Raw genomic sequence first — 16,870 nt, forward strand, 5'->3', positions numbered from 1 at the left:
TCACTGCCTTTCTTTTAAGAACCCTTACTAGCAATAGTAAGGGTTTTTTGTTTTATAACAGTTTTGACTGTTAGATTATTAGAAGGTTCAATTATTAGATTGCACTTTTGATTAAAAAAATATTGAATCCGTATATTGTAAACTGAGACTGAATGCTTTATATCTTTCTTCTTGACTCTTTCTTCTCTAACACACAAAAAATAATATACTGCTTATTAGTTGATTATACTGTTGTTTTGTAATACTTTTAGGTTTTAAAAAATTGATCTAAAAAAAATGAATACAGCCTCCCATAATAAATTAGTTTCCTTTATCTGGTCTATAGCTGACGATTGTCTCAGAGACGTTTACGTACGTGGAAAATACCGTGATGTTATTCTGCCCATGGTAGTTTTGCGACGAATAGACGCCCTGTTAGAGCGTACAAAAGAAGCCGTGCTTAGAGAAGTTAAATATCAAAAAGAAGAATTAGAACAGACGGAATTAGATCCCAATGGTTTACAAGAAGCCTCAGGATATGTTTTTTATAATACCAGTAGCTGGACACTGGAAAAATTAACAGGAACAGCTACCAACTCTCAGCAAGTTCTGGTGGCTAACTTTTTAGAATATCTCGATGGTTTTGATCAGAATATGAAAGAAATCATCCGAATGTTTAAACTGCGCGAGCAGATACGCCATATGGCAAATAAAGACGTTTTACTGAATGTTTTAGAAAAGTTTACCTCTCGCTACATCAATCTAACGCCAAACGATACCAATGACCCGGAAGGCAGAGTGCTCAAAGGATTATCTAATCTCGGTATGGGCTATGTGTTTGAAGAACTGATTCGGAAATTTAACGAAGAAAATAACGAAGAAGCAGGAGAGCATTTTACCCCCCGAGAAGTAATTCAGCTAATGACCCGTTTAGTTTTTGAACCTGTTAAAGCAACAATGCCTACCCTGATTACCATTTATGATCCTGCCTGCGGATCAGGAGGAATGCTAACCGAATCGGAAAACTTTCTGGTCGATCCCGATAATGGATTTAATTATAGTGGCGATGTCTATTTATATGGAAAAGAAGTCAATGACGAAACCTATGCAATTTGTAAATCCGATATGATGATTAAAGGAAAAAATCCCGATAATATTCGCGTGGGTTCTACTTTATCTACCAATGAGTTTTCAGATATGAAGTTCGGTTTTATGCTCTCTAATCCCCCGTATGGAAAATCGTGGGTTTCTGAACAAAGATATATTAAAGACGGTAAAGACGTGATTGACTCCCGTTTTCAGGTACCTTTATCCGATTATTGGGGCACTATAGAAACCGTAGATGCTACGCCGAGAAGTTCAGACGGGCAATTGCTGTTTCTGATGGAAATGGTTAGTAAGATGAATCCCGTAACAACAGGAGTCATCGGTTCCCGTATTGCCTCAGTACACAACGGCTCCAGTCTTTTTACAGGCGATGCCGGATCGGGAGAAAGCAATATTCGCCGTTATATTATTGAAAACGACTGGCTGGATGCCATTGTACAAATGCCGAACAATTTGTTCTACAATACCGGTATAACTACGTATATCTGGCTGTTAACCAATAATAAACCTGAAAACAGAAAAGGAAAAGTACAGCTTTTAGACGCCAATAAACTCTTTCGTAAACTGCGTAAGAATTTAGGAAATAAAAACTCAGAGTTTGCACCCGAACATATTGATGCTATTGTAAAAGACTATATCGCTTTTAGCGAACAAAGTACAGCGAGTGATCTGGAAATCAAAATCTTTGATAACAGCGACTTTGGTTACCATAAAGTCAATATTGAAAGACCGAAACGTCTGCGTACTCAATTTACTGTAGAAGCACTGGAAAACCTGCGTTTTGACAAAGCACTGCGCGAACCGATGTTACAAGTATACGAGCGTTATGGCGAATTGGTGTATAACGGTTTAGAAAAACAACAGAAGGAAATAGAAAAATGGTCCGATCAGGAAGAATGGGGGCTGAATAAAAAGCAACTCGTTAAATTGTGTGAAGCGAAAACCTGGACCAAACCCCGTGATCTGATACAGGCAGGAGCAAAACTAATGCAGGCGATAGGAACTGAAGTGTTTATGGATTTTAATGAGGTGACTAAAAAAGTAGATCAGGTTGTAAAAGACCAAAAATTAAACCTTTCCGCTACTGACAAAAAAGCGATTCTACAGGCGGTAAGCGTGTATGATGCCAATGCAGAAAAAGTGATTAAAAAAACAGAAAAACTAAGTGGCGATAAATTATCTACATTGTTAGTGCATTTGGGCTGTACAATCGATCAATTAGATACTTACGGGTATTTTACTACCGGAAAAAAAGGAGAATACCTAACCTACGAAGCTGAAACCGATTTACGGGACAGCGAACAAATACCGTTAAGCGAAAGTATTTATGATTATTTTATACGTGAAGTACAACCACACATAGCAGAAGCCTGGATCAATCTCGATTCCGTAAAAATAGGCTATGAAATTTCGTTTAATAAATATTTTTATAAGCATACTCCTTTACGTTCTATAGAACAAGTTACCGCCGATTTACTGGCTTTAGAAGAAAAAGCGGATGGTCTATTGGCTGAAATCCTAAAATTTTAAATATGGAAGTTGTAGAACAAAAAGAATATGATAGCTATAAGGATTCCAGTATTGAATGGTTAGGGGAAATTCCGGAACATTGGGATATTAAACGTTTGAAAACCTTTACAGATTTTGTAAATAGAGGGAGTACTCCTGGTTATGTTGAAAATTCAGATTTTATGGTTATTAATCAAGCAACTTTTAGTAAAGGTTATTTTGATATTGATAATATAAAATACACAAAAGAAAAAAGAGAGTCTTTTCTAAATAATAGAGGACGTGTTTTAAAAAATGATCTATTGATTGCCTCTACAGGAGGTGGTGTTTTAGGTAAAGTTGCTTTTTTTAATTTGAAACAAGGGAATTTTATAGCGGATAGTCACGTTACAATTATTCGTACAAATAAGGAATGTTTTAATAAATTTTATTTCTATTTTTTATCTATAAATTATAATTTAATAAATGGTATTCTTGCACAAGGTTCTACTAATCAGACTGAATTGCAGAGAGAATGGTTAAGGAACTTTATGTTTCCTCTTCCCCCTCTCCCCGAACAAGAAGCCATCGCTCGTTTTTTAGATCAAAAATGTGCTCAGTTAGATGAAGTTATTGAAGTTACAGAAAAGCAAATCGTTTTATTAGAAGAAAGACGTAAAATAGTAATTCATCAAGCCGTTACCCGAGGTCTGGATAAAACCGTTTCTTTAAAAGATTCTGGTGTAGAATGGATTGGAGCAATACCGGAGCATTGGGAGGTAAATAAGTTGAAATATATCTTTGATTTTATCCAAACAGGAACAACTCCCAGAACATCAAATCAATTATTTTTTAATGGTGAAATTGACTGGTATAATCCTAAAGATTTAAATAATGAAATTTTAGTTAAATCAGAAAAAAAAATTTCTCAATTGGCTATTTTAAAAAAAGAGGCTAAAGTTTTTAAAAAAGATTCTGTTTTAATTGTAGGAATAGGTGCTACTGCTGGAAAGACTTCATATCTTAAAAAAGAAGGGGCTTTTAATCAACAAATAACAGGTTTTCATTCTAAAAAATATAATAATAAGTTTTATTTCCAATATTTAAAAAATATTTCAACAATATTATTGAATAATGCAAATTATACAACCTTAGCAATTTTAAATAATGATTTTTTTAAAAATATTATTTTACCAGTTCCCCCTCTTCCTGAGCAAGAACAAATCGTAACCTATTTAGAAGAAGTAACGCAAAAGATAGATGCAGCAGTAGCTATAAAAAAGCAGCAAATAGAGAAGTTAAAAGAATATAAATCCAGTTTAATTAATGAGGTGGTAACCGGAAAGATCAGGGTTACTGCTACTGTATAACTATAGAAAAGCATAGTATAAGAAGAGAGAATATACAATAAGAAACAGAACAAAAAAATTGTGTATAGAATAAATTCTACGTGTATTTGTGGAGCTAAAAACTCTGTAATAGTTATATATCCGGTATTGGTGCTATAGTTTTTAAAAATTACACTATGCGAATTTAGAATATAAACGAATGCTAAAGTGCTGATTATAAAAGAAACAGTTCAGTAGAAGAGAGGCTTTTTAAGTTAATAATGCTTACTTTTAATAAAAAATTAGTACAAATAAGATATGCATACCTCGAATACTAACGAACAAGCTTTAGAAGCTTTAATAGAGAAACAATTAACCGGAACTTGTTTAGAAGAATTGAAAGCGGAAGGGCAGAGTATTGATCAGGTAAATGAGGGAAGGGAGCACTATCGCACCGGAAAAGGCTATTGGTTAGGGAATACCCGTGATTTTGATAAAAAATACGCTTTAGATACACAACGGTTCTGGCATTTTTTAGAACATACTCAGGCAGAGGAATTGTCGAAACTAAAACGTTTTCCGGACTGGAAACTCAAAATTCTGGAGCGTTATGACCGAATGGTCAAAAAATACGGTGTTTTGCAGGTATTAAAAAAAGGGTTAGGAATAGAAGAAGTCCGTCTGGTACTGTTGTTTCCTTTGCCACTGCAAAACAGTGCTCAGAGTGTACAGGATAATTTTGAGCGGAACGAATTTTCAGTAACCCGACAAGTACGCTATTCGGTGTTGAATCCAATGGAGGAAGTAGACATGGTATTGTTTATCAACGGTATCGCGATACTCACCATGGAGCTCAAAAACCCGTGGACGGGGCAGACTGCTGCGGTACAAGGACAAAAACAATACAAAGAAACCCGGGATATACATCAGCCTTTATTTCAGTTTGGGCGTTGTCTGGTACATTTTGCCGTTGATACGGACGAAGTATATATGACGACAAAATTGCAGGGTAAAGAAACCTTCTTTTTGCCTTTTAATAAAGGAGACCATTTTAGTAAAGGTAATCCGGTAAACCCGAATGGTCATAAAACGGCTTATTTGTGGGAAGAAATACTGGGGAGTAAAAGTTTAGCGAATATTATTCAGCATTTTGTGGTGCTGGAAGGAAAAGAGAAGGATCCTTTATCGAAAAAGTTTTTCATTTTTCCGCGGTATCATCAGCTCGATGTAGTACGTCAGTTAATAGCAGATACCACAGCAAAGGGAACCGGACAAACGTATCTGATTCAGCATTCCGCCGGATCAGGTAAATCAAATTCCATTGTCTGGACGGCTTTTCAGTTGATAGAGGTTTATCCGGAAAGTATGGACATTTCGGGAGCTAAAGATACTGCTTTACCGCTTTTTGATTCGGTAATTGTAGTGACGGATCGCCGCATTCTGGATCAACAGATCCGGGAAAATATTAAGAGTTTTTCTGAAGTAAAAAATATTGTGGCAGCGGCGCATTCTTCTGCCGATCTGCGTCTGGCACTGGAAACAGGAAAACGCATTATTATCACGACGATTCAGAAATTCCCTTTTATCGTTAAGGAAATAGGGGATATGAGCGATAAGCGTTTTGGTGTTATTATTGATGAAGCGCATAGTAGTCAGAGTGGTTCTGCAGCGGATAGTTTAAATCAGGCGATAGGGAATTTTGAACGAAATGAGGAAGGGGAGATTGATGCGCAGGATTTGATTAATCAAACGATGCTGGGCAGAAAAATGCGGGAAAATGCATCTTATTTTGCGTTTACAGCTACGCCAAAAAACAGTACGTTGGAACGTTTCGGGTTAAAGCAAAGTGACGGGAGTTTTATTCCTTTTCATTTGTATTCGATGAAACAAGCAATTGAGGAAGGCTTTATTCTGGATGTACTGGCAAATTATACGACGTATAAGAGTTATTATCAATTAGAGAAATCGATAGAAGAGAACCCCTTATTTGATACTAAGAAAGCACAGAAAAAACTGAAGGCTTTTGTAGAAAGAGATCAACGAACGATAGCGGCAAAAGCAGAGGTAATGTTAGATCATTTTATAAAAAATGTATATGATAAGAAAAAGCTGAAAGGGAAAGCGAAAGGGATGGTGGTAACACAAAGCATAGAATCGGCAATACGCTATTTTCGGGCATTGAATGAATTGTTGAATGAAAGAGGAAATCCTTTTAAAATCATTATTGCTTTTTCGGGCAAAAAAGAAATTAGTGGTATAGAATATACGGAGGCGGGTTGTAATGGTTTTTCGGAGTCGGAAACGAAAGAGCGATTTGATACAGATGCTTATAAATTACTGGTGGTTGCTAATAAATACCTGACAGGATTTGACCAGCCCAAATTAACGACAATGTATGTTGATAAAAAACTACAGGGTGTATTTGGTGTTCAGGCGCTGTCACGCTTAAACCGGTCAGCTAATCAATACGGAAAACGAACGGAAGATTTATTTGTACTGGATTTCTTTAACGAAATTGAAGATATTAAAACGTCTTTCAATCCGTTTTACACCGCAACAAGTTTAAGTGAGGCAACGGACGTTAATATATTACATGAATTAAAAGAGATATTAGACGATACTGCTGTCTATGAATGGGAAGAGGTAGAAGATTTTAATCAAAAATATTTTAGCGGGTTTCCTGCCGATAGTTTGAGTCCTATTATTGATCAGTCTGCTTTTCGTTTTAATACAGAACTAGAATTGAACGATGAATCAAAAGCGGATATAAAGATTAAAGCGAAACATTTTGTCAAAGTCTATGGACAGGTAGCGGCAATTATTCCTTTTACGAACGAACACTGGGAAAAATTATTCTGGTTTTTAAAATTTTTAATTCCCAAAATGGTTGTTAAAGACGGGAAGGGTACTGAATTTGACGATTTATTAAATTCAGTAGATTTGTCTACTTACGGACTGGAACGCGTTCACCTCAATGAAAGTATTGTTTTAGATGCTGCCGAAGCTTCTCTTGATCCGCAGAATGCAAATCCCAGAGGAGCTCATACAGGGGAGAAAGAAGAAGACGAATTAGAAAAAATAATTAAAGATTTTAATGAAAAATGGTTTAGTAACTGGGATGCTACTATAGAGGATAAGCGAACCGTTTTTGTAACCTTAACTCGTAAAATTCAGGAACACCCTGATTTTTACGATAAGTATTTAAACAATCCGGATGAGTATACAAGAGCCCTCGCATATAAAAAAATTATGGAAGATGTAATGATTTCGCAACGTAAGATATCTTCCGATTTGTATAAATTATGGATCAATGATGATAGTTTTAAACAGAATTTGACAGCGAGTACAAAAAGATCTGTTTTTTATAAATAAAAAAAATCGGAATGCAAATTTTTACCCATTATCAATCAGAACTGAGTAGTTTAAAAGAAAGTCCTTTTAAACTGGAGAAAGAAATACAAAATCTTTTTGAGCAGAATTTAAAGAAGATTACAGGATATGAATTAATAAAATCGGAATTTACGATAAAAAGTAACCGAATAGATACTTTGGCTTTTGATAGGGAGAGTAATTCATTTGTTCTTATTGAATACAAACGAGATCGTAATTATTCAGTAGTAGATCAGGGTGTTTCGTATCTGAATCTGATGTTGGAATACAAAGCAGATTTTATAGTGGAATATAATGAATCTCAAAAAGAAAGTCTTAAACGTTCTGATGTAGACTGGTCACAATCGAGAATCTTGTTTGTAGCGCCTTCTTTTACCGATTTTCAAAAACAGTCTTCCAATTTTAAGGATCTTGCTATTGAACTTTGGGAAATTAAGCGGTTTGAAAAGGGTGTTATAGTCATTAATCCTATTAAAAAGTCTAAATCTGCTCCTAGTATAAAGCAGATACAAAGTGATAGTCATAGCGAAATAGCGAAGGTAACTAAAGAAATAAAGGTTTATGAGGAAGAAGATCATCTGGAGGGTAAAAGTGACGAGGTAAAAGAACTCTATGACGCTTATAAAACGGCTGTCCTGAATTTAAATAATAGTATTGATATAGAGACTAAAAAACACTATATCGCTTTTAAAAAGGGGAAGAATATAATTGATATTCGTATTCAGAATAAAGGATTAAAGATTTGGATAAACGCTAAAAAAGGAGACTTAGAGGATAGTAAAAATATAGCAAAAGATGTATCTTCCATTGGACATTTGGGAAATGGAGATTATGAAATAATTATATCTGATACAAAGAATTTGGAATATATTATGAGTCTGGTAAAACAAGTTTTATAATCTATTCCAAAACAGATTGATCTGCATAAAATAAAAAAGGGTCTGATTAAATTTTTTAATCAGACCCTTTTTGGTGATAAAATTTAGTTCTTATTTCAGTAAGAAATTAAATACCTCCAGTTTATTTAGAAAAATAACGAGTATTGCTAATGGTACGAAATAACGTAACAGGAAAATAAACAGGTTAAACATAGTTAGTTTAATGGTAGACTGATTGCTTAATTCATCGTAAACGTCTTCTTTTTTCATTTTCCATCCTACAAATATAGAGATGAAAAAGGCTGCTATTGGCATTAAAAAGGTAGAAGAAATAACATCAAATAAATCAAATATAGTATTTCCAAATACTTTAATATGGGATAAGTTTCCTAATGAAAGAGAACAAATAGTACCTGTAATAAGTAAGGCAATACCGGAAGTGATAAGGGTTTTTTTGCGGGACATTTTCCATTCTTCGGACATATAGGCAACAATAACCTCTAATATTGATATGGAGGAGGTAAGTGAAGCGATAAATACCACAATAAAAAAGATAGTTGCTAAAACACTTCCAAAAGGAATCTGAGCAAATACCTGAGGTAGTATAATAAATAGTAAGCCCGGACCTTCATCAGGCTGAAATCCGAAAGAAAATACAGCAGGCAGGATCATCAGACCTGCTAGCAACGCAAAAATAAGATCCATAGCAATGGTTATCAGAGAAATACGGATCAGGTTTTCATTGCCTTTTAAGTAGGAACTATAGGTAATTACGATACTCATACCGAGGCTTAATGTAAAAAGCCCCATTCCTAATGCTTCCAGGATTACATTTGAAGTTATGTCTTCAAATTTTGGTAACATCATAAATTCAATTCCTAAACGGGCATTAGGCAAGGTCATTGAAAATATAGCTAAGCCAATTACCATGATAAACAGAATGGGCAATAACAGTTTAGAATATTTTTCAATACCATTTTTAACTCCTGTCCATAATATTCCTATAGTTAATCCGAGAAACAGAACATGCATTATTATAGGACGAGTAGGAGAGGTTATAAAATCATTAAAATAATTTTTATCTGAAGCTATGGTATCAATACCGTAAAAGGCTGAACTAATAAAATATTCGATAGTCCATCCACCGACAACGCTATAAAAAGAAAGAATTAGAAAAGCAGTGATGGTTCCGATAAGACCGGTTAAATACCATTTGCTTTTTGGAGCCAGTTTCTTAAATGCTCCTACTGAATTTGCTTTTGAACGCCGTCCGATAATAAATTCAGAAAGCATTAAGGGAAGACATAATAGAAGTAGAAAAGCAATATAGATAAGAATAAAAGCGGCTCCACCGTTTTTACCTGCTACATAAGGAAATTTCCATAGATTGCCTAAACCGACAGCTGAGCCTACCATTGCCATAATGGCACCTAATTGTGAATTAAATCCGTCGCGTTTCATAAAGTTTATTTTAATTTATTATTATAGATTATTTTTTCGAAAGAATACAAATATAAAATATTTAAGCAGTTCAGAAGTTCTTTTCTTGTCTTAATTTATTGCGAATCCTTTAATTTTATAGTTTTTGTCTGATTTTAATCGTTTATATGGCTTCTGAAAGAAGCATTTAAATCTGAACTAAATTCAATTTTATTTTATTTACTTTTATAGCACTATTAAAAATAAATATACAGATATGGAAGATCAAAAAGTGGTGTTGAATATTCAGGATAAACCATCCTTTCCACAATGGATGGTTCTTAGTATACAACATTTATTTGCTATGTTTGGGGCAACTGTTTTGGTTCCTGCTCTTACAGGAATGAGTCCTGCAATTGCTCTTATATCGAGCGGATTGGGAACACTGGCTTTTATTCTTATAACGAGAGGAAAAGTACCTTCTTATCTGGGTTCTTCATTTGCTTTTATTAATCCTATTATTGCTATTTATGCATTTGCAGGGACAGGAGGTATTATGGTAGGAAGTTTTTTAGTAGGTCTGGTTTATGCTGTAGTTGCTCTTATTATAAATAGAACAGGTGTAAAATGGTTGATGAATCTGCTTCCGCCTATTGTTGTGGGACCTGTGATTATTGTAATCGGATTGGGATTATCAAGTACAGCAGTTGGTATGGTAACGAATCATAATGGCGTTTATGATCTGACATATGTACTGATCGGATTTGTAACTTTAACGATCACGATTCTTGTTGCTATTTTTACCAAAGGTTTTTTGAGTGTTATTCCGGTTTTGGTTGGGATTGTAGGTGGTTATCTTTTTGCTTTAACGCAGGATGGGGTGGTAGATTTTCAGAGAGTAATAGAAGCCAACTGGTTTGAAGTTCCGCCGTTTCAGATTCCTTTTGTACATTTTGAACCGCAATTCAGTTGGAAAATATTTCTATTAATGGTTCCGGTGGCAATTGTACCAATAGCGGAACATATCGGTCATCAGTTAGTATTAAGTAAAGTGATAGGTAAGGATCTGATCGAAGATCCGGGACTGGATAAGTCTTTGTTTGGAGATGGTGTGGCAACTATGATGGCTTCTGTGATCGGAGGACCTCCTAATACTACTTATGGTGAGAATATAGGAGTGCTGGCTATTACAAGAGCTTTTAGTATTTATTTGTTCGTAGGAGCAGCCTGTTTTGCAATACTTTTTGGATTTTGTGGAAAGATATCGGCTCTTTTATCTACGATACCAACGCCGGTAATGGGGGGTATTTCTATTCTTTTGTTTGGAATTATTGCTTCAAGCGGATTAAGGATGGTAGTTGAGAATAAGGTTGATTTTTCGATAAAAAGAAATCTGATTATTGCTTCTGTCATTCTGGTTATCGGAATTGGAGGAGCGGCTATTCATGTTGGTGAATCGTTCTCGTTAGAAGGAATGGCTTTAGCTTCAATTATAGGAATTGTTCTGAATCAGATATTACCGGGGAAAGAGGTTGTTGATTTTAAAAGGATGTTTGACGAATAGAGTAATGAAAGAGAGGAAAGAACCAAGAAGAAAGAGACAAGAAGAAAGAATGTTGAAATAAATATTTATTTTAAATAGAATGTTATAGTATAAGAAATATTCTATTTACATATTAGAAGTCTATACGTTTTTGAGATAGTAAAAAAGCGTTTCATAATTAAATGAAACGCTTTTTTATTATAATAATAAAAACAATCTTAATTAAGATTGTTTTTTGACAAACTTAGTCAGGATCACGATCGTCTGACCGTCAATTTTCCCTTCAATTTGCTCTGTATTGTCATGTACTAAACGAATGTTTCTTACAGCGGTTCCTATTTTGGCATTTAAAGTAGATCCTTTTACATCCAGATCTTTAATTAAAGTTACGGTGTCTCCGCCTACTAAAATATTTCCGTTAGAGTCTTTGTGTAATTCTACTCCTGCGTCTCCTGAATGATCTCCGGTAGCCTTTGCCCATTCTAGCATATCATCATCAAGATACATCATTTCTAAGTTGTCTGCTGCCCAGGTTTCATTTCTGAAACGGTTTAGCATACGCCAGGATACAATTTGTACTGCGGGAACTTCGCTCCACATAGAGGTTGTTAAACAATTCCAGTGACTACTGTCCAGTTCTTCTCTTTTTTCGATCTGAGCTAAACATTTATTACAAATATAAATTTCTCTGTCTGGAACATTACTTGAAGTGGGAGGTACATCATAAACCTGTAAGTTTTCTGTTGCACTACATAATTCACATTGGTTTCCACTTCTTTCCTGTAATTGAGTTTCGGTTTTCATAAATTCTTATTATCATATATATAAAGGTGTAAATATACTTTTAATAAACAATAAATAAAAATGGATTAGAGAGGATATAGTGATTATCCGTGTATGGTTTCGTCTTTTCCATAATTAGTAATGATGGAATTTTCATATTCTAACCATTCTTTCCAGCGTTTATCTACATCAATACCTTCTCCATATTTTCTGGCAAACCCCAGAAATGTAGTATAATGTCCTGCTTCACTAATCATTAATTCACGATAAAAAGAGGCAAGTTCTTTGTCTTCAATATTTTCAGAAAGTACTTTAAAACGTTCACAGCTTCTGGCTTCGATCATTGCGGAGAATAATAATCGGTCTACTAAAGCATCTTTTCTGCTACCGTCTTTTTTCATGAATTTAAATAAGACATTTACATAATGATCTTTGCGTTCTCTGCCTAATTGTAAACCTCTTTTTTTTATAATTTCATGTACTAACTGGAAATGATCTAGTTCTTCTTTTGCAATTATCAATAATTCTGTTACTAATTCTTCTAATTCGGAATTATATGTAATTATGGTGATAGCATTAGTTGCGGCTTTTTGCTCACACCATGCGTGGTCTGTCAATACTTCTTCGATATTTGATTCTACAATATTTACCCAGCGTGGGTCTGTAGCTAATTTTAATCCTAACATTTTATTCTGTTTTTTTAAAGATTTGTAAAAATAAGCTTTTTTTTGATCTGTTTCAAAAAGGAGTAATGAACGGGTAGTATTATTTGGTGTTTCAGGTAAAAGTTGACTTAATTTAGATTGTATTTCATTAAAATAAAGTTATTTTGTAGGTTGAATCAGGATTATGAAAAGAACACAGTGTATTTTGATTATCGGATCGGTATGGCCGGAACCGAATTCTTCGGCAGCGGGAAGCAGAATGATGCAGCTGATTGGATTGTTTCAGGAGCAGGGATGGACGGCTGTTTTTGCCAGTTCGGCTATGGATAGTGATTATATGGCGGATATTGAAGCTTTAGGGGTTATCAAAAAGACAATTGTACTGAATTGTAACAGTTTTGATGCTTTTGTGAGGGAACTAAGTCCTTCAATGGTTTTATTTGATCGTTTTATGACCGAGGAACAGTTTGGATGGCGCGTGGCGGAAAATTGTCCAAATGCACTCAGAATACTCGACACGGAGGACCTGCATTGTTTGCGACTGGCAAGACAGAAAGCGGTTAAGGAAGATCGTGTATTTAATATTACAGATTTATTTTCAGATACTGCAAAACGTGAAATAGCTAGTATTTTAAGATGTGATATTTCACTGATTATTTCAGAAGTAGAAATGCAGTTTCTTCAGGAACAGTTCAAAGTGGATCAAGCACTTTTATATTACCTGCCTTTTTTACTGGAAGTTGTAAATGCTGATACCATAAAACAATTACCTGCATTTGAATCCAGAAAGAATTTTGTTTTTGTAGGGAACTTTCTTCATGAACCGAATTGGGATACTGTTCAGTATCTGAAGAATACGATTTGGACAGAACTTCGAAAGAGAGTACCGGAAGCGGAGCTACATATTTATGGTGGTTATCCTTCTCAAAAAGTTTTACAGCTACATCAGTCTAAAGAACGTTTTTACATTATGGGAAGGGCGGAGGATGCTCAGGAAGTGGTGCGCAATGCACGGATTGTATTGGCTCCTATACGTTTTGGCGCGGGTATTAAAGGAAAACTGACGGAAGCAATGTTATGTGGAACACCAAGTGTCACTACAACTGTAGGTGCGGAATCAATGCATGGTAAGTTTCCATGGAATGGAACGATTGTAGATGATCCACATTTGTTTGTGGAGGCTGCTGTTCAGTTATATACGAATAAAATGGAATGGGAACAGGCGCAACAAAACGGATTTACAATTATTGAAAATCGTTATTTAAAATCGTTATATGCTACGGCATTTATTCAGCATCTTTTGGATACACAAAATGATCTGGAAAAACACCGTCTGAATAACTTTATGGGGGCGTTATTGCAACATCATACGCTAAACAGTACTAAGTATATGTCACGATGGATTGAGGTTAAAAATCGATTATCTCTTTAAAATCGACTGAAAGGGAGTTCACGCAATATCGCTGACCGGTTGTGGTAGGTCCGTCATCAAAAACATGTCCGAGATGACTTCCACAGTTGGCACAGACAATTTCCGTCCGGATCATTCCATGAGTGGTATCTTTGATATATTCTACTTTTCCGGGAATGGATTCGTCAAAAGAAGGCCATCCGCAGTGGGCATCAAATTTAGAATCGCTTTTAAATAAAGGCTCTCCGCAGGCTCCACAGCAATAGATTCCTTTATCATAGGTCAGATTGTATTTTCCGCTGTGAGGCATTTCTGTACCTTTTAAACGTAATATTCTGTAACGTTCTGCACCTAATTCAGCTTTCCATTCATCTTCTGTTTTTTCTATCGGATATTTTTTCATTTGTGATATTATTTTTCGGGTATAAATTTTATGGCAACGGAATTCATACAAAATCGATTACCGGTTGTTTCTTTGGGACCATCATCAAATAAATGTCCTAAATGTCCACCACATTTTGCACACAAAACCTCAACTCGGGTCATTCCGTAGCTGTAATCATCAGCATAGGTAACAGAACCTTTTATAGCCTGATCGAAAGAAGGCCATCCGCAATCGGAGCGAAATTTTGAAGAGGAATTGAATATCACATTTCCACAGGCGGCACATACATATTTACCTTTGGTAAAAGTATTTACGTATTCACCTGTAAAAGCCTGTTCTGTTCCTTTTTTTCGTAATACCTGATATTGTTCGGGTGTAAGTTCCTTTTTCCATTCTGCATCTGTTTTATGGATTTTTGTAACGGGAGCAGAGGCAGATACTGTTTCTTTTTTTCCTTGTCCCTGACAGGCAAGCAGACCAAATAATACGAATAATAAAACAATTTTTTTCATGATATAGAGGTTTTAATTTTTAATAAAAGCAACTATTCTTTCGATTACTTTTGAATCACCTAATATTTTTCGGTGTCCTAATCCCTGAGTTATCATAATTTCTGATTGTTTCAAATGTTCATGTATATGATGTGCTGCTTTGACAGAAACATCATCATCATCATCATCATGTATAATTAAAACAGGAACAGTAACTTCTCTTGCTGCTATATACGCAGAAAAATCATTTATGGTTTCACCAAAACGTTTTTCTAATTTTAATTTCATTTTATCAAAAATGGTTGCTTTTAGTTTGAGTGTTGAAATAAAATCGGTAATAATATCGTCTATAATATCCCCACTGCCTATGAGCACTGCTTTCTTTACTTTAAATCCCTGTTTTATCGCGTTGAGAACAGCCATCCCACCTAATGAATGTCCTATAGCATATTCAAAAGGTCCGTATATTTTTTCCAGTTCCAGATTAGCAGCAATAAATTCTTTCATATTACTTGTTTTTCCCGGAGATTTTCCATGTGCAGGAGCGTCATAACTAATGGTTGAATATCCTAAGTCCAGTAAGGTATTAGCTATTGTAATTAATTGTGTCCCTCTGCCGGACCATCCGTGAACGAGTAATATTTTTTTATCACTTTTTCCATATTCATAAACCATTATTTCTTTGTCGATAGCAGGAATGGAGACTAATTTCTGAATACTTTTTTCATCCATCTCCATTTCCCTTTTAGGTGTTTTATATTTAATAGGAGTTATGAATAATTTAACGGCAAAATCTACAGCCATTTTTCCGGAAATTGTTTCCAGTACTTTAGCAGCTATTAAAATTGGTTTAGGTATTTTTACGGAAGGCTGAGGTTTTGTTTTCATTTTATTTTGATTCGTTATTGACAAAAATATCCTGCAAGTTAACCGATAAACCTGATTTATGGTATTAGTCAATGCTTAAAAAAAACTTAAAATCGATGAATTTTTATAGTAACGGTGAGTTTACTTCTTGTATGACAATAAATTAGATGTAATTTTTAATAATCTAAAAAAAAATAGATAATAAGGAAATTAATTTTTTATTAAAATAGTTATAGTTTTGCTTTCACAAATAAATTAATAATCAATAATTACACGCTATGAAAAAAAGTGTTTTATTTACTTTAATTGGTTTGGTCGTGATTGTATTTTCATGTGCCAAGAATCCTTTTACGGGGAAGAGTAGTCTTAATTTTGTATCTAATAGTGAGGTGTTTCCAATGGCATTTCAACAATATGATCAGTTTTTGACGGAGCATAAGGTAATTAAAGGAACTGCTGATGCAAAAAGAATAGAAACAGTTGGGATTAAAATTAAAGAAGCAGCGGAAAAATATCTGAATGCCAATGGATATCAGGGGTATTTAAAAGATTATAGATGGGATTATAAATTAGTAGAAGACAAATCGGTTAATGCTTGGTGTATGCCCGGAGGGAAGATTGTATTTTATACAGGAATCCTGCCGATTTGTAAGGATGATGCCGGAATTGCTACGGTAATGGGGCATGAGGTAGCCCATGCGTTAGTAAACCATAGTGCTCAGCGAATGAGTGCGGATCAGCTACAACAAATAGGAGCAGCCGGTTTAGGAGCTCTGGTAGGAGGGAAATCAGAGCAGGCACAACAATTGTATATGCAGGCTTATGGAATAGGAACAAAATATGGAGCTGTGTTGCCGTTTAGTAGAAGCCATGAAAGTGAAGCGGATAAAATAGGATTAACATTAATGGCAATAGCGGGTTATAATCCTGAAACTTCTGTTGCTTTCTGGGAAAGAATGGATGCTTCGTCTTCCGGAAGTCAGTTGGAGTTTTTAAGCACGCATCCTTCGAGTCAGACCAGAATTGCTACTTTGAAAGCTCTGATACCACAGGCAAAAGTGGAAGCTGCAAAATTCGGTGTCATTTTTAAATAAAATAAATAAAAAAATTATATCTTTCAAAGCTGTTCTTACGAA

At 34.9% G+C, this 16,870-nt stretch carries 13 protein-coding genes; 7 read left to right on the top strand and 6 right to left on the bottom strand.

The annotated features are described in order from the left end of the window. Nucleotides 1–276: 276 nt before the first annotated feature. The 4 genes from AC4FQX_RS13440 (at nt 277) to AC4FQX_RS13455 (ending at nt 8,191) form a co-directional block, all read left to right on the top strand. Nucleotides 277–2,616 (top strand): type I restriction-modification system subunit M, encoded by a 2,340-nt coding sequence (locus AC4FQX_RS13440; protein WP_491168229.1) that lies wholly within the window; start codon nt 277–279, stop codon nt 2,614–2,616. A gap of 2 nt (nt 2,617–2,618) precedes the next feature. Beyond that, a complete protein-coding gene (locus AC4FQX_RS13445) occupies nt 2,619–3,944 on the top strand; it encodes a restriction endonuclease subunit S (protein ID WP_491168230.1) in 1,326 nt (441 codons plus the stop codon). Nucleotides 3,945–4,220: 276 nt separating this feature from the next. Further along, nucleotides 4,221–7,274 (top strand): type I restriction endonuclease subunit R, encoded by a 3,054-nt coding sequence (locus AC4FQX_RS13450; RefSeq protein WP_491168231.1) that lies wholly within the window; start codon nt 4,221–4,223, stop codon nt 7,272–7,274. 11 nt (nt 7,275–7,285) lie between these two features. Next, nucleotides 7,286–8,191, top strand: a complete 906-nt coding sequence (locus tag AC4FQX_RS13455) for a DUF5655 domain-containing protein (RefSeq protein WP_491168232.1) — start codon at nt 7,286–7,288, stop codon at nt 8,189–8,191. Nucleotides 8,192–8,281: 90 nt separating this feature from the next. On the opposite strand, the gene AC4FQX_RS13460 is transcribed toward AC4FQX_RS13455, so the two are convergent. After that, the gene (locus AC4FQX_RS13460) at nt 8,282–9,631 is read right to left on the bottom strand and encodes a sodium-dependent transporter (protein ID WP_491168233.1); all 1,350 of its coding nucleotides are present in this window, start codon (nt 9,629–9,631) and stop codon (nt 8,282–8,284) included. A 235-nt stretch (nt 9,632–9,866) separates the two neighbouring features. Between AC4FQX_RS13460 and AC4FQX_RS13465 the strand changes: the two genes are divergently transcribed. Next, nucleotides 9,867–11,153, top strand: a complete 1,287-nt coding sequence (locus tag AC4FQX_RS13465; RefSeq protein ID WP_491168234.1) for a solute carrier family 23 protein — start codon at nt 9,867–9,869, stop codon at nt 11,151–11,153. Nucleotides 11,154–11,354: 201 nt separating this feature from the next. Here AC4FQX_RS13465 and AC4FQX_RS13470 read toward each other — a convergent pair whose 3' ends face one another. Beyond that, nucleotides 11,355–11,936: a PhnA domain-containing protein gene (locus AC4FQX_RS13470; RefSeq protein ID WP_491168235.1), complete on the bottom strand. Its 582-nt coding sequence runs from the start codon at nt 11,934–11,936 to the stop codon at nt 11,355–11,357. Nucleotides 11,937–12,019: 83 nt separating this feature from the next. Next, complete coding sequence (locus AC4FQX_RS13475) at nt 12,020–12,601, bottom strand: MiaE family protein (protein WP_491168236.1); 582 nt, start codon at nt 12,599–12,601, stop codon at nt 12,020–12,022. Between the two features lie 163 nt (nt 12,602–12,764). Here AC4FQX_RS13475 and AC4FQX_RS13480 point away from each other — a divergent pair, with 163 nt between their 5' ends. Next, a complete protein-coding gene (locus tag AC4FQX_RS13480) occupies nt 12,765–14,012 on the top strand; it encodes a glycosyltransferase (RefSeq protein ID WP_491168237.1) in 1,248 nt (415 codons plus the stop codon). Here AC4FQX_RS13480 and msrB (AC4FQX_RS13485) read toward each other — a convergent pair. The 3 genes from msrB (AC4FQX_RS13485) to AC4FQX_RS13495 are packed head-to-tail and all read right to left on the bottom strand — an operon-like array spanning nt 13,990 to nt 15,755. Next, nucleotides 13,990–14,394, bottom strand: coding sequence for a peptide-methionine (R)-S-oxide reductase MsrB (gene msrB, locus AC4FQX_RS13485; protein WP_491168238.1), 405 nt, complete (start codon nt 14,392–14,394; stop codon nt 13,990–13,992). The two genes, AC4FQX_RS13480 and msrB (AC4FQX_RS13485), sit on opposite strands and share 23 nt — an antisense overlap. An 8-nt stretch (nt 14,395–14,402) precedes the next feature. Beyond that, nucleotides 14,403–14,888 carry a peptide-methionine (R)-S-oxide reductase MsrB gene (msrB, locus tag AC4FQX_RS13490; protein ID WP_491168239.1) on the bottom strand — a complete coding sequence of 162 codons (486 nt, stop codon included), beginning with the start codon at nt 14,886–14,888 and terminating at the stop codon, nt 14,403–14,405. 12 nt (nt 14,889–14,900) lie between these two features. Next, nucleotides 14,901–15,755 (bottom strand): alpha/beta hydrolase, encoded by an 855-nt coding sequence (locus AC4FQX_RS13495; protein ID WP_491168240.1) that lies wholly within the window; start codon nt 15,753–15,755, stop codon nt 14,901–14,903. Between the two features lie 257 nt (nt 15,756–16,012). Between AC4FQX_RS13495 and AC4FQX_RS13500 the strand changes: the two genes are divergently transcribed. Next, nucleotides 16,013–16,828: a M48 family metallopeptidase gene (locus AC4FQX_RS13500; protein WP_491168241.1), complete on the top strand. Its 816-nt coding sequence runs from the start codon at nt 16,013–16,015 to the stop codon at nt 16,826–16,828. Nucleotides 16,829–16,870 lie beyond the last annotated feature (42 nt).

The organism is Flavobacterium sp. AK-301, assembly GCF_058310215.1.